This is a genomic window from uncultured Tateyamaria sp. (genome assembly GCF_947503465.1).
Lineage (GTDB): Bacteria > Pseudomonadota > Alphaproteobacteria > Rhodobacterales > Rhodobacteraceae > Tateyamaria.
Window position 1 is genome coordinate 116,203 of the sequence record NZ_CANNDN010000004.1, and the last position, 13,871, is coordinate 130,073.

Consider the following 13,871-nt stretch of genomic DNA (forward strand, 5'->3'; position numbering starts at 1 on the left):
CTTTCAGGGGCTGAAGTAGCATTATGCTACATCACAAGTAGGGAAAAATGCACATAAGGCCCAAAAATATCGTGTTTTTGTGCACTTTAATGCGCTTCTGACGGCGCATCTTCCAATGCCATCAGCGTGGCGCAGAACCCGGCAACGGCCGGCGTGACAATCTCCGGCGCATCCCTGTGCGGCGCATGCCCGGTCCCATCGACAATTAGCGCCTCGACCGGGGCATAGGCACGGCCCTCCACCTCGCGCACCTGCGCCAACGTGCCATAGGGATCTTCGGACCCCTGCACGACCAGCGACGGAATGCGCCAGTGATCAATGGCATCCCCCACATTCCAGTCGGCAAAGCCCGGATCGGTCCATGCGTCACGCCAGCCGTAAAACGCCACATCCGGGTGATCGTGATGCCGCGCCAAGCGGTCCTTCAGATCACCGCTCTCATAGGCCGATTTCGCCGCCCGAATGGCCGCCAGCCCCTCCGGCTCGGTAAAGAAATGCGGCGCGATCAGGATGAGGCCCCGGACGCGCATGTCCGACACCGACCCGGCATAGATGGCGGCAATCGTCGCCCCGTCCGAATGGCCCAGCAGCACAGCCGACGTCACGCCCGCCGCGTCCAGTAGCGGGCCCAGCACATCCTCCGCCTCGCGCGTCATGTAATCCAACGGGCGCGGCAACTGTACAGATGACGACCGACCATACCCCGCACGGGAATAGGCCAGCACACCCATGCCCGTGGCCTCCGCCAACGCCTCCGGCCAATCGCGCCACAGGCCCACGGACCCAAGGCCCTCATGCAGCATCACAAGCGTCGGCGCGTCCCCGGGCGCAGGCCCCCAGCACGCGTAGTCCAGATCATGCCCCGCAACCGAAACCGTGCCCGCACGCCACTCCATCACGCACCCTCCCGCAGCTTGAAGCGTTGGATCTTGCCCGTCGCCGTCTTGGGCAGGCTGTCCACACACTCGACCCAGCGCGGGTACTTCCACTTGCCCACACGGTCCTTCACATGGGTCTTCAGCATCTCCTCCAACCCCTCGGGTCGGTCGCCATGGGGCACGACAAAGGCCTTGGGTTTTTCCAACCCATCCTCGTCCCGCGCGGCGACAACAGCACATTCCAACACGGACGCATGGGACGAAATCGCCTGCTCCACCTCGAACGGGCTGACCCAGATGCCGGACACCTTGAACATGTCGTCCGTCCGCCCGCAGTAGACAAACCGCCCATCCGCGCGGCGCTCGTACTTGTCACCGGTTCGCGTCCATACGCCTTCGAACGTCTCGCGCGTCTTGTCCCGCCGGTTCCAATACCCGCCAGCAGCGGACGCGCCATTGACCAGCAGCTCACCCACCTCGCCCACGCCGACATCTGCGCCATGTTCGTCGACCAGCCGCACCTCGTATCCGGGCACCGGCACGCCCGACGTGCCATAGACCACGGCGCCCGGCGCATTCGACAGAAAGATATGCAGCATCTCGGTCGACCCGACACCGTCCAGGATCGGCACACCGGTCAGCTTCTCCCACCGCGTGCCCACGTCCTCGGGCAATGCCTCGCCTGCCGAAATACAGGTCCGCAAGGGCGCTTCAGGCGCGCCATGCGCTTCCATATGCGCCACCATCGCGGCATAAAGCGTGGGCACCCCGCAGAACACGGTCGGCTGCGCATCGGCAATCACCTGCACCATGCCGTCCGGCGTGGGCCGGCCCCCAAAGATCACCACGGTCGCGCCAACGGACATCGGAAACGTCATCGAATTGCCAAGCCCATAGGCGAAAAAGAACTTGGCCGCGGAAAACACCACGTCGTGTTCGCGCACCTGCAACACCTGCGCGCCATAGGTGTCCGCCGTCGCCTTCAGCGCGGAATGGATGTGATACACCCCCTTCGGCTGTCCGGTCGAGCCCGAAGAGTAGAGCCAGAATGCCGTCTCATCATCCGTGGCATCAAGGGTGTCAATCGGTGCCTCCGCCCGCGCCATGAACGCGTCATAGGTCTGTGCCCCGTCGCGCGCGCCGCCGATCACCACAACACGGCGCAGGTACGGATTGCCCTTCAGCGCCGGGGCCACCACGTCCCACAGCGCCTCTGACACGACCAGCATCGTGGCGCGGCTGTCCCGCAGGATCGCATCATAGACCGGCGTCGCCAGCAACGTATTCAGTGGCACCGGAATCACCCCGGCCTTCAGCGCGCCCCAGAACAGCACCGGAAACTCGATCTGGTCCAGCACCAGCATCGCCACCCGCTCTTCGGGCCGGATGTCAGACGCCAGGAACGCGGCACCGGCGCGGCCCGACGCCTCGGCCAGCGTGCCGTAGGTCAGGCTGCGCCCCGTGCCGACCTCGCGAAAGGCAACCTTGTCGCTGCGGCCCTCGGCCACGTGACGGTCCACAAAGTAAGATGCTGCGTTTGCCACGTGTCCCCTCCCAAAGACTCATGAAGATGCTTTATCGTGCATCCTGCGTCAGGCTGTCGCAATGTCCAGGCCGCGATCACGCACTTTACTGCAACCCCAACACCCGCGCCGCGTTGTCTTTCAGAATGCCGGGGCGCACTTCGTCCTTGATGTCGATGCCTTCGAAATCCGCCAACCACCGCTCGGGTGCGATCATCGGCCAATCCGACCCGAACAGCATCTTCTTGCGCAGGATAGAATTGCAATACCGCACCAGGATCGGCGGGAAATACTTGGGCGACCAGCCACTCAGATCGATATAGACGTTCGGCTTGTGCTGCGCGACGGCCAGCGCTTCCTCCTGCCACGGGAAACTGGGATGGGCCAGGATGATCTTCAGATCGGGAAAATCCACCGCCACGTCATCCATATACATCGGGTTCGAATACTTCAGGCGCATCCCGTTGCCGCCACGCATCCCCGACCCGACACCAGTCTGCCCGGTATGAAACAGCGCAATGCCGCCCTCATCCTCGATCGCGCGATACAGGTCATAGGCCATGCGGTCATTGGCATAAAACCCCTGCATGGTCGGATGAAACTTGAACCCCTTGATGCCAAACTCGCGCATCAGCCGCCTGGCCTCGCGCACGCCCATCTTGCCCTTCCACGGGTCAATGGACGCAAACGGGATCAGGATGTCACTGTTCTCGGCGGCAATCTCCGCGACTTCCTCGTTGGCATAGCGGCGATAGCCGGTCTCCCGCTCCGCATCGACGGGAAAGATCACGGCGGCAATGTTCTGCGCCCGGTAATGCGCCGCCGTCTCGGGCACCGTCGGCGGGTGTGTCCAGGGGGCGCGAAAATACGCTGCCATGGTGGATTGCAGGTCGTCATAGCCGTCATCCGGGTGACACCCGCAGGGCTCCTCGGCATGGGTGTGGATGTCGATGGCGCGGATCTTTTCAAGGTCAATCACAGGGCAATACTCGCGGGATCAGTGTTGTCATAAAGCCGGTCCACCAGATGGGCCCGGCGCTCCAGCAGCCTGGCAAAGTTGATGTTGCCCTTGGCGGTCACTTCGCCCGCGCCCATATCCGGCGGGTCGGCCAGAACGAGGGCACGCACAACCCTTCGGGCCGTGCCGGTGATGCCGTCGGAATACGTTTCCATACGCTTGCGTATTTCATCGGATGCTGCGCAGCATAGCGCGGCCTCATCCACCACACCGTCCTGCGCGTCCGGCCCCGGAACAATCAGTATGCCGACCTCATCCCGCCCCGCGCCGCAGACAACAACATCCTGTGCCAGGGGGCCAAGCACGGCCAGCATATCCAGACGCAGTTGCGCCGCCTGAACCCAGGTTCCCGTGCTCAGCTTAAAGTCCTCGGACAGCCGCCCGTCAAAGCGCAACCCCTTGTTCATATCCGCCGGGTCCACGAAACGCATCGCATCTCCGGTGACAAAAAAGCCCTCGATATCAAACGCTTCTGCCGTCTTTTCCGACGCTTCGTGGTAACGCGAAAAGACATTGTCGCCCTTCACCCGCACATCCATGCGCCCCGTCCCGTCATCGACAAGTTTCACAGACACGCCGGTCATCGGGACACCGACAATCCCGGCACCCTTGGCCGGAACATGTTGCAACAGGGCGGCGGGGGCGGTCTCGGTCAGCCCCCAGCTTGACGTGATCAGCGGCATGCGTCCCGCCGTCTCAAGCGCCATACGCTCAAGTACGCTCCACGTCTCCTGCGGCAGCGACGCACCTGCATAAAAGATCATGTCGAGGTCGCGGAAATACGTCTCGCGCAAGCGTGCGTCGCGTTCCATCGCCGCCACCAATTGCGCAAACCCAATCGGCACGTTGAACGAGATCGTGCCCGACACCAGCCCCAGATTCTCGACCGTCCGCCCGAATTTCGCCGGGATCGGCGCACCGTCATCAATGTACAGCGCCCCCCCGTTGGCCAGCACCAGATTGAAGTTATGCGATCCGCCAAAAACATGGTTCCACGGCAGCCAATCCACCAGCACCGGGGGGCGCGCAGCGACAAAGGGCAGGCCATCGCGGATTTGCGCCTGATTGGTCGTCATCATCCCGTGGGTTGTCACAACCGCCTTGGGATCAGAGGTCGACCCGGAGGTCAGCAACAGCTTTGCCACCGTTTCGGGGCCGACAGCCGCATGGGCGGCATTCACATCCGCCGACCCGTTCAAACCGGCCAACGCCTCACCGCGCCCGGACACCACGCGCGACACCAGTTTCGGGCAGTCAAACAGGTCCAAAGCCGGCCCAAACGCGTCATCATCCGCCGCATAGACCAGCGCGGGTTTCACCAGATCACGCACATATTCCAGCCGTCCATGCGCCGCCGCGATCAGGCTGTACTGCGCGGCCACGGGCACCGTCACCAGCCCTACATACTGCGCCGCCAACGTCAGCAGTGCATGATCCACCGCATTGCCCGACAGGATCAGGATCGGCCCCGACACACCCCGCGCCAATAGCCCGGCGGCCAGCACGCGCACACGCTCCAATGCGTTTGCATACGATACTGTATGCCACCCGTCCTCGGATCGCTCCGCCAGAAACACAGCGTCGGGCGTTTGTGCCGCCCATCGGTCCAACCACACGCCCGTCGACCGATCCACCGCCGACAGCTCATGGCCCGATCGCAGCACAATCGACCCGTCCGGACGGTCCTCGCGCACCACCTTGTGCGGCAACAATCCCAGATGATCGGTCATCCCCGCCCCTCGATCCGCGCCAGCGCCTTTTTCACCGCCGCAATTTCCACCGCGCGCAATCCGTCCAGCATGCGCCGATCATGGGCGCGCACCGCCGCCACGGCCTTGTCATATACCCGCCGCCCCGCAATCGTGCATTGCAGCGCATAGGCGCGACGGTCGTCAGCGCAGGGCGCGCGGGTGACCCAACCCGCCTCCTCCAACCGGTCCACATAAACCACCACATTCGCCCGCTCGACGGACAGGGCCCCCGCCAACTGGCTGGGTCGCAGGCCGGGATTCTCGACAATCATCGACAGCGCGGAAAAGGTCAGCATGCGCAGGCCAAACGGCTCCAACGTGCGCGCCAGATCGGCCTGAAGGACGTTGAACGCGCGCTTCATGTTGTACCCCACGAACTGGCGCAGGGCGGCATCGGTAACATCCGACTCCGTATGTTGCTCTACCTTCCGCATCATCGAAACCTCGGCGCGCGCTTTTCAAGGAAGGCCGCCAACCCCTCCACCGCATCGGGCGAGGTCTGGGCCAGCGCGGCCGCCATGCTTTCGACAAACAGCCCATCCTGCCGGGACATATCGGCAATCCGCGCGATCCCCTGGATCATCATGTAATTGGACAGCGGCGCGTTCCCGGCGATCTGCGCCGCAATCTCCATCGCCCGCGGCAGCGCCTCTCCGGTGCCAACGGCATAATGCGCCAACCCCAGGGCCACGGCCTCCTCGGCGCCATATTTGCGCCCCGTCAGCATCATCTCGGTCATCCGGTCCGGCCCCAGAATGCGCCCCACACGCACCGTCGCGCCACCGCCGACAAAGATGCCGCGCCGCCCCTCGGGCAATTGGAAAATACAGTCCGGTTCCGCAATCCGCACATGGGTCGAGGTCGCCAGTTCCAATCCGCCCCCGATCACCGCGCCCGTCATCGCCGACACGACAGGCAGGCCCGATCCCTGCACCCGGTCCATGACCGCGTGCCAGCCACGCGAGTGATGCAACGTGCCTTCGGCATCCCGGGCCACGTGTTCCGACAGGTCCAGACCGGCACAATAATGCCCACCCGCACCGGTGATGACGGCCACGCGCACGCCGTCGGGCGGGGCACGGAAAAACGCGTCAATCTCGGCCAGCAGCCCGTCCGACATCGCATTGCGCTTGTTGGCCCGGTTCAGGGTCAGCACCGCAATCTTGTCCTGCACATCAACCAAAAGATCGGGCATGCGCACCTCGTTAGTTATGGATCATAACTATCCAAGCACAGGACGGCCGATTCCAGCAAGTCCCGCCATTGACCCAGCATTAAGGTTAATACGCCGCCCGCACCGTTAACCGGAAGTCGCGTGCACCATCGGTGTACGCACGGTGCACAGTCTGTGCATAGGTTGTGCATCGCCCAAACCCCCTGTTTTGCAGGCGTTAACCCGCATCGCGACGCCCATGCGCCGCACAAGGCACCGAACGCCCTCGCCTCAGGGGATCAAAAACAGCGTGATCGCCGGAAATGCGACCAACAGGATCACGCGGAAAATGTCCGACCCGACAAAGAACAGCACCGCCTTGTACGTCTCGGTCATCGGTGTTTCACGGTCCATCGCGTTGATGATGAACAGGTTCATACCCACCGGCGGTGTGATCAATCCCACCTCCACCACGATCAGGACAAGGATGCCGAACCAGATCGCCACATGTTCCGGCGACATCCCGAAATCAAGGCCCGAGATCACCGGGAAAAAGATCGGAACCGTCAGCAGGATCATCGACAGGCTGTCCATGACACAGCCAAACACCAGATAGAAAAACAGGATCACGCTCAGCACAAGGATGGGCGTAAACCCTTGGGACAAAACGAAATCCGCCAGCCATTGCGGCGCGCCGGACAGCGCGAGAAAACCATTGTATTGCGACGCGCCAAACACGATGAAAAAGATCATGGCCGTTGTCTTGGCCGTCCCGATCAGCGACTCGCCCAGCACCCGCCACGTCAGATTGCCGCCAAAGAACGCAACCAGCCCGGTGCCCGCCGCGCCGACCGCCGCACCTTCCGTCGGCGTGAACCACCCGGCATAGATGCCGCCCACCACCAGCGCAAAGATCGCCAGCACCGGCCACGTCTCGGCCAGCGCCTTCCAGCGTTCCGCCATCGGAACGGCGGCGCGCGTGCCGGCGCTGCCCGGATACAGGCGGACGTAGATCGAGATGGTGATGACATATCCAATCGCGGCCAGAATGCCGGGAATGAACGCGGCCAGGAACAGTTTTGCAATGTTCTGTTCGGTGATGATCGCATAGATCACCAAGATGACCGAGGGCGGGATCAGGATGCCCAATGTCCCCCCGGCGGCCAGCGTCGCGGTCGAGAAACCCCCTGAATATCCATATCTTTTCAGCTCGGGCAGGGCCACGCGGCTCATCGTGGCGGCCGTGGCCAACGACGATCCACAGATCGCGCCAAAGCCCGCGCAGGCGCCCACGGACGCCATCGCAACGCCCCCCCGGCGGTGGCCAAGGAAGCTTTCGGCCGCCTTGAACAGCGACGTGGACATGCCCGAAAGCGTCGCGAATTGCCCCATCAACAGGAACATCGGGATGATGGTTAACGAGTAATTAGAGAATGTGGTGTATGTCTCGGATTTCAGCTTGGCGAGGATCGGCGTGGGGTTGCCGTTCATCGCGAATATCCAACCCACCAGCCCCATCATGAACATGGCCAACCCGATCGGCGCGCGCAAAAAAATCAGGCCCAAGAGGATCGGGAACGACCAGAACCCCAACTCCAACCGGGTCAGGCCCAGAAATTGGACGATATCGCGGACCCATTCCATCAGCCGTTAACCTTCCGGTAAGATCTGGCGTCCGGTGGCCGCTTCGACCACCCGGATCCAGGCGCAATAGATCGCCGTAAGGCCTGCGATGGCGGCGGCCCCCACGCTGGCGGCATAGGCCCACCAGACCGGGAATTGCAGAAACAGCGTCGTCTCGCCATTGCCGAGATAGCGCAGCATGCCGTCATAGAGGCGCAGTCCGATGAACACGATCACGGCGGCCAGCACGACCTCCCAGAACGCGCGCAACCAGCCCAGCGGGCGGCGCGGCAGGGCAGAGGTGAACACATCCACCGTCGCATGCTGGCCATAGAACTGGCAGACGGGAAAGAAGGCAAAGATGGCAAAGGCGACACCGGCCTCGGTCAGCTCATAGGTGCCCCTGATCTCGTCCACACCGGACGCAATCAGAAACTGGCCCAGCCACCCGTCGCCCAGCGCATGGCCCAGCTTCGACAGCTCGCGACCGATGATCGACAGCGTCGTCAACAGGACCAGGGCAACCAGAACAATCCCCCCGATCACCGCAGACATCCGCGACAGCCATTTCACGACGCTGTACATACTTGCCTCAAATCCTTGGAAAAATCGGGCCGCAGCATTCCTGCCACGGCCCGACTTTCAATTGCGTTAAGCGGATCAGCCCTCGTAGGCATCCATCAGCGCACGCGCCTCGTCGATCAGGGCCTGACCGTCGATACCCTTGCTTTCCATATCCGCGACCCATTCGTCATAGATGGGCTGCGCAGCCGCCCGCCATGCGTCAAGATCGGCGCCCGACACGGTCACGATGTTGTTGCCGTTGTCCACGGCCAGCTGACGCGCGGGCCCATCGGAATCGGCCTGTGTGCCTCCGGCAAAGATGCTGAATTCAAGGCCCGAATTGTCGTCGATGACCTTTTGCAGATCCGCAGGCAGGCTTTCGTACCGATCCTTGTTCATCGCCAGCACGAAGGTCAGCGTATAAAGGGCCTCGCCCTCGAACTCTGTATGGTTGCCCACCAGTTCCGGCACCTTCAGCGCGGCGGTCACTTCCCACGGGATGGTGGTGCCGTCGATCACGCCCTTGCTCAGGCCCTCGGGCACTGCGGGCACAGGCATGCCCACCGGCGTGGACCCCATCTTTTCCAGCAGGTTGTTCACGGTGCGGGACCCGCCCCGGATCTTCAGGCCCGCCATGTCCGCAGGCGTGCGCACTTCCTTGTTGGTGTGGATCATGCCCGGTCCGTGCACCCATGTACCCAGGATATGCACATCCTTGAACTCGGTGTCTTTCATATGTTTTTCAAACATTTGCCAATAGGCAGACGACATCGCCCGGGCATTTGTCATCATGAAGGGCAGCTCGAACACCTCGGTGCTGGGATAGCGACCGGGGGTATAGCCGACCACGGTCCAGACGACGTCGGCCACGCCGTCAATGGCCTGGTCCATCAACTCCGGCGGGCGTCCCCCCAACTGCATGGACGGGAAACGGTCGATCTTGATCCGGCCATCGCTGGCCTCTTCGACATTGTCGGCCCAGACATCCAGAACCAGCTTGGGCACATTGGCCTGCGCCGGCAGGAACTGGTGCAGGTTCAGCGTGACCTCCTGCGCCATGGCGGCGGTGCCCGACCCGATGGCAAGGGCCGCAGCACCCACCATGTTCAGAAATGATTTGCGTGTGAGTGACATGAATTTCCTCCCTAATCCGGTCAGGCATCCATGGCCTGACTCGCTCTTCCGAGGGAATTGTTATGCAACGCAACTAAATCTGTCACCCGCCTTTGTAACTATATCGCCGCTTTGTGCATCGGCCCCTTATCCGCGCGGCAGGGTGGTTTCGGGGTCATAGGGACCCGGCGCGATGACACGGCACGGTACCAGTTCCCCCAGCATATCCACAGTCATTTCAGTGCCTTGCACAGCGAATGCCGGGTGAACAAACGCATAGGCCAGGTTCAACCCCACCCGGTGCCCCCAATCACCCGAAGTGACAGTGCCCACAACGGCACCATCCTGCATAATGGATGCCCCGGGATGCGCACGCGACGTCGTGCCATCCACCACCAGGCTCACCAGCTTGGCACGTGGCCCGTTCGCCTGCCGCTCCTCCAGCGCCGCCTTGCCGACAAAACCCTTGTCCATCTTCACAAAACGGTCCAGCCCCGTCTCAAAGGGATCGAACTCGGTGATCAGGTCCGCTTTCCAATGCAGATAGCCCTTTTCCATCCGCATGGACTCAACCGCACGCGCCCCGAACAGGCGCAAACCATGCGCGTCACCCGCCGCCCGCAACGCCAGATAGGCTGCGTAAAGCTGGTTGTTCGGCACATGGATTTCATAGGCCAACTCGCCCGAGAAGCTGACCGACATCACCACGGCAGGCGCAATCCCGACAAAGGCCCGGCGCACCGACAGCCATGGGAACGCGGCCTTCGACCAATCGCCCCGCGACGCCGCCGACAGTACATCGCGCGCCTTTGGCCCCGCCACTACAAGAATCGTGTAGTCATTGGTAAGCGACTGAAACGACACATCAAACGCGTCTGCATGGGTGCGCAGCCAATCCATGTCGTGCCACTCCGACGCTGCCGCCGATCCGTACCACACGGGTCCACCGGGGATGTTGGCAATCGTCGCCTCGCCCTTCACACAGCCATGGTGGTTCAGCAGATAGCCAAGCCCCACCTTGCCCTCTGTCCGCGTCACGCGCCCGCAGATGACATGGTCCAGAAAATCATGCGCATCCGGCCCCGCGATCTCGATCCGGTTGAAGCCGTTGACCTCGGCCAGCCCGACACCGGTCTGCACCGCCGCCACCTCTGCGGCCACCACATCAAAGGCTTCGTCAAACCGAAACCCATGCGTGACCCCGAACTCCGGCGTGGGCTTGATGTAGTCCACCCTCTCCCAGCCATTCACGACCGTGAATTCCGCCCCCTCAGCCGCCAGCACAGGCGTCAAAGGCGTGGTCTTCATGGGCCGACCCGCAGGCCGATGCTCGTTCGGAAAATGGAACCGAAATTCGTTCTGATAATCCTCGATAGCCTTGAGTGCCGTCAGTTCCACATTGCCATGCCCGGTAAAGCGGCGGGGGTCCAGAACCCAGGTGTCATAACATGCCTCGCCATGCACGATCTGCTGCGCCAGCAGCCAGCCATGGCCGCCCCCCTCGCCCAGTCCAGCCCGCAAGCCTATGATACAAAACGCATTCCGCTTGCCCGGGATCGGTCCGACCAGCGGTGCACCGTCGATGGTATAGGTGATCGGCCCGTTCACCACAGTCTTGATCCCCACCTCGGTCAGCGCCGGCATCCGGGCAAAGGCGCCCTCCAGCACGTCCGTGATCCGGTCCAGATCATCGGGGCACAGGTCATTGGAAAAATCGGGCGAAATCCCATCCATGCCCCAGGTCTTGCAGTCCTGTTCGTAAAACCCCAGAAGCAGCCCGTTCTTCTCCTGCCGACAGTAGTAATCGCTGATCGGACAGCGCAGCAGCGGCATGCGATGCCCCGCCGCGACAATGCCGGGGATATCATCGGTGACGAAATACTGGTGCTCCATCGACATGACGGGATGGTGCACACCCATCATCGCGCCCACCTCGTTCACCCTGTAACCGCACGCGTTCACGACCACCTCGCAGGCGATATCCCCCTTGTTCGTATGGACAATCCAACTGTCATCCGGCCGCTGGGTCAGCCCCGTCACGTTGGTCTGCCGGTACACCTCGGCCCCCGCCCTGCGCGCCCGCCGCGCCAGCGCCTGGCACAGCGAGGCCGGATCGATATCCCCGTCATTGCCATCCCACAGCCCGCCCAGCAGATTGTCGGTCGAGATCAGCGGATGCCGTCGCGCGCATTCCTCGGCGTCGATCACCTCGAACGCCACGCCCATGCCCCGCGCCATGGACGCGAAATGGCGATACCCATCCATCTGGGCCTCGGTATTCGCCAACCGTATGCCGCCGTCGCCATGGTTGTACTGCACCGGATAGTCGGGATCGTCGCGCAATTCCCGGTACAGCTTGATGGAATGAGTCTTCAGCCCCACCATCGTCTGGTTCATGCCGAAATTCGTCACCTGCGCCGCCGAATGCCACGTGGTGCCACTGGTCAACTCGTCCCGCTCGACCAGCACAACATCGGTCCACCCTTCCTGCGTCAGATGGTACAGGGTCGAACTCCCCGCAATGCCGCCACCGATCACGACGGCACGGGTCTGGGTCTTCATGGCACATCTCCGGATTTGCATATTTGCCGGAACAATGAAGACACGCCGTCGCCCGTCAATCGTACCTTCATACCTTCATTGTTCCGAAAATATGCATTTGCAGAGGCCAAAACCACGGGCCGACGCTTGCGTGATGCACCAACATGCCCACCCCTGACCCCATGTCCGACCCCAAGCCGACACGACAGGGCCGTAGCGCCCGGAAAAAGGCCCGCGCCGCAGGCCCGCCAATGAACCCGGCCCCGCCCGGGCAAGCGGGCGGGCAATATCGCCCGCTGTCCGATGCGGACATTCAGCACATCTATGCCGCCGCCCTGAAACTGCTGGTCGGTCTCGGCATGGGCGAGGTGCCGGACCGCCTGCGCGCGACCCTTGAAAACGCTGGCGCATTCAGCCTGCCAAACGGACGCGTCTCGATCCCGCGGGCATTGGTCGAAGAGGCCATCGACCAGGCCCCCACGACCTTTCCCCTGCATGGCCGTGACCCGGCCCGCACCATCGAAGTGGGTGGCACGGCGGTGCATTTCGGCACAGGCGGGGCCGCGGTCCAGACCCTCGACCGGAAAACCCGGCTCTACCGCCCCTCGACCCTGGCCGATCTCCACGATTTCACCCGCCTGCAAGACACGCTCACCAATGTCAGCTGGTTCACGCGCTGCTGCATCGCGGGTGACATGACGGACGAATGGCTTTTGGACATCAACACCGCCTATGCCCTGATGCGAAACACGACCAAACCTGTGGCCACGGCCTTCACGCTGGCCAAACACGTCGCCCCCATCGTTCACATGTTCGACATGGTGGCGGGGGGCGAAGGCACCTTTGCGCAGCGCCCCTTCGTCAAGGCGCATATCAGTCCCGTCATTTCACCCATGCGCTTTGGCGCAGACGCGGTCGACACGACCTATGAATGCATCGCACACAACATCCCGCTGTCCTGCATCACCGCCGCACAGGCCGGGGCCACGGCCCCCGCGACGCTCGCGGGCTTTCTTGCGCAATCGCTGGCCGAAACGCTCGCCAGCCTGGTGATGGTGCACGCGATCAAACCCGGCCACCCGATGGTGTTCTCAAACTGGCCACTGGTCATCGACCTGCGCACCGGCGCCTTCGCGGGCGGAGGCGGAGAGATCGCCGTCATGAATGCGGCCTCCGCCCAGATCATCAACCATTTGGGCCTGGTGTCCGGCGTTGCGGCGTCGATGACAGATGCCAAGGCGCTCGACGCGCAATACGGCATCGAAAAGGGGCTCACGTCGCTGGCCGCAGCGCTTGCAGGCGGCAACCTGATCTACGAAAGCTCAGGCATGACGGCGGCCCTGCTGGGCGCCAGTTTCGAAGCCTTCGTGCTGGATGACGAAATGCATGGCCTGACCTACCGCATCCTGCGCGGGATCGAGGTGTCGGCTGACACGATCGACCTGCCGGGCATCCACGCGGCCGTTCTGGGCGAAGGCCACTTCCTGGGCGGTCCCGCCACCATTGCGGCCATGGAACGGGACTATGTCTATCCCTCCCTCGCCGATCGCGAGACCCCCAAGACATGGGAAGACAGCGGGGCCCAAACGGCATGGGACCGTGCGGCAGCACGCGTGGACGACATCCTTGCCACGCACCACCCAACCTACATCGATGACGCGACTGACGCGGCCATCCGCGCGGCCTTCGACATCCGGCATCCATAGG

Annotated in this window: 11 protein-coding genes; 1 reads left to right on the plus strand and 10 read right to left on the minus strand. The window is 62.8% G+C overall.

Annotated features, from left to right (window positions below):
• Positions 1-86: 86 nt before the first annotated feature.
• The 10 genes from Q0844_RS19150 to Q0844_RS19195 form a co-directional block, all read right to left on the minus strand.
• Positions 87-896, minus strand: a complete 810-nt coding sequence (locus tag Q0844_RS19150) for an alpha/beta hydrolase (RefSeq protein WP_299048364.1) — start codon at positions 894-896, stop codon at positions 87-89.
• Positions 896-2,422 carry a benzoate-CoA ligase family protein gene (locus tag Q0844_RS19155; RefSeq protein WP_299048365.1) on the minus strand — a complete coding sequence of 509 codons (1,527 nt, stop codon included), beginning with the start codon at positions 2,420-2,422 and terminating at the stop codon, positions 896-898. The genes Q0844_RS19150 and Q0844_RS19155 overlap by 1 nt, the downstream gene beginning before the upstream one ends.
• A gap of 85 nt (positions 2,423-2,507) precedes the next feature.
• Positions 2,508-3,380 carry an amidohydrolase family protein gene (locus tag Q0844_RS19160; protein WP_299048367.1) on the minus strand — a complete coding sequence of 291 codons (873 nt, stop codon included), beginning with the start codon at positions 3,378-3,380 and terminating at the stop codon, positions 2,508-2,510.
• A complete protein-coding gene (locus tag Q0844_RS19165; RefSeq protein ID WP_299048369.1) occupies positions 3,377-5,149 on the minus strand; it encodes a feruloyl-CoA synthase in 1,773 nt (590 codons plus the stop codon). Before Q0844_RS19165 ends, Q0844_RS19160 begins: the two co-directional genes overlap by 4 nt.
• Complete coding sequence (locus tag Q0844_RS19170; RefSeq protein ID WP_299048371.1) at positions 5,146-5,607, minus strand: MarR family transcriptional regulator; 462 nt, start codon at positions 5,605-5,607, stop codon at positions 5,146-5,148. Before Q0844_RS19170 ends, Q0844_RS19165 begins: the two co-directional genes overlap by 4 nt.
• Entirely contained in the window at positions 5,604-6,365 is a 762-nt protein-coding gene (locus tag Q0844_RS19175; RefSeq protein ID WP_299048373.1) for a crotonase/enoyl-CoA hydratase family protein, read from the minus strand. Before Q0844_RS19175 ends, Q0844_RS19170 begins: the two co-directional genes overlap by 4 nt.
• 249 nt (positions 6,366-6,614) lie before the next feature.
• Positions 6,615-7,931 (minus strand): TRAP transporter large permease, encoded by a 1,317-nt coding sequence (locus tag Q0844_RS19180; RefSeq protein WP_299048601.1) that lies wholly within the window; start codon positions 7,929-7,931, stop codon positions 6,615-6,617.
• A gap of 42 nt (positions 7,932-7,973) precedes the next feature.
• Positions 7,974-8,531, minus strand: coding sequence for a TRAP transporter small permease (locus Q0844_RS19185; RefSeq protein ID WP_299048376.1), 558 nt, complete (start codon positions 8,529-8,531; stop codon positions 7,974-7,976).
• Between the two features lie 75 nt (positions 8,532-8,606).
• A complete protein-coding gene (locus tag Q0844_RS19190; RefSeq protein WP_299048604.1) occupies positions 8,607-9,614 on the minus strand; it encodes a TRAP transporter substrate-binding protein in 1,008 nt (335 codons plus the stop codon).
• Positions 9,615-9,770: 156 nt separating this feature from the next.
• Complete coding sequence (locus Q0844_RS19195; protein WP_299048379.1) at positions 9,771-12,185, minus strand: FAD-dependent oxidoreductase; 2,415 nt, start codon at positions 12,183-12,185, stop codon at positions 9,771-9,773.
• 161 nt (positions 12,186-12,346) lie between these two features.
• On the opposite strand from Q0844_RS19195, the gene Q0844_RS19200 reads away from it, so the two are divergent.
• Positions 12,347-13,870, plus strand: a complete 1,524-nt coding sequence (locus Q0844_RS19200; protein WP_299048382.1) for a trimethylamine methyltransferase family protein — start codon at positions 12,347-12,349, stop codon at positions 13,868-13,870.
• The last annotated feature ends 1 nt before the right edge of the window (position 13,871 follow it).

Bases quoted from the DNA above. Each gene is read 5' to 3' on its own strand.
- Q0844_RS19150 (WP_299048364.1), bottom strand. From the start codon at position 896: ATGGAGTGGCGTGCGGGCACGGTTTCGGTTGCGGGGCATGATCTGGAC.
- Q0844_RS19165 (WP_299048369.1), bottom strand. From the start codon at position 5,149: ATGACCGATCATCTGGGATTGTTGCCGCACAAGGTGGTGCGCGAGGAC.
- Q0844_RS19170 (WP_299048371.1), bottom strand. From the start codon at position 5,607: ATGATGCGGAAGGTAGAGCAACATACGGAGTCGGATGTTACCGATGCC.
- Q0844_RS19175 (WP_299048373.1), bottom strand. From the start codon at position 6,365: ATGCCCGATCTTTTGGTTGATGTGCAGGACAAGATTGCGGTGCTGACC.
- Q0844_RS19185 (WP_299048376.1), bottom strand. From the start codon at position 8,531: ATGTACAGCGTCGTGAAATGGCTGTCGCGGATGTCTGCGGTGATCGGG.
- Q0844_RS19190 (WP_299048604.1), bottom strand. From the start codon at position 9,614: ATGGTGGGTGCTGCGGCCCTTGCCATCGGGTCGGGCACCGCCGCCATG.
- Q0844_RS19195 (WP_299048379.1), bottom strand. From the start codon at position 12,185: ATGAAGACCCAGACCCGTGCCGTCGTGATCGGTGGCGGCATTGCGGGG.
- Q0844_RS19200 (WP_299048382.1), top strand. From the start codon at position 12,347: ATGTCCGACCCCAAGCCGACACGACAGGGCCGTAGCGCCCGGAAAAAG.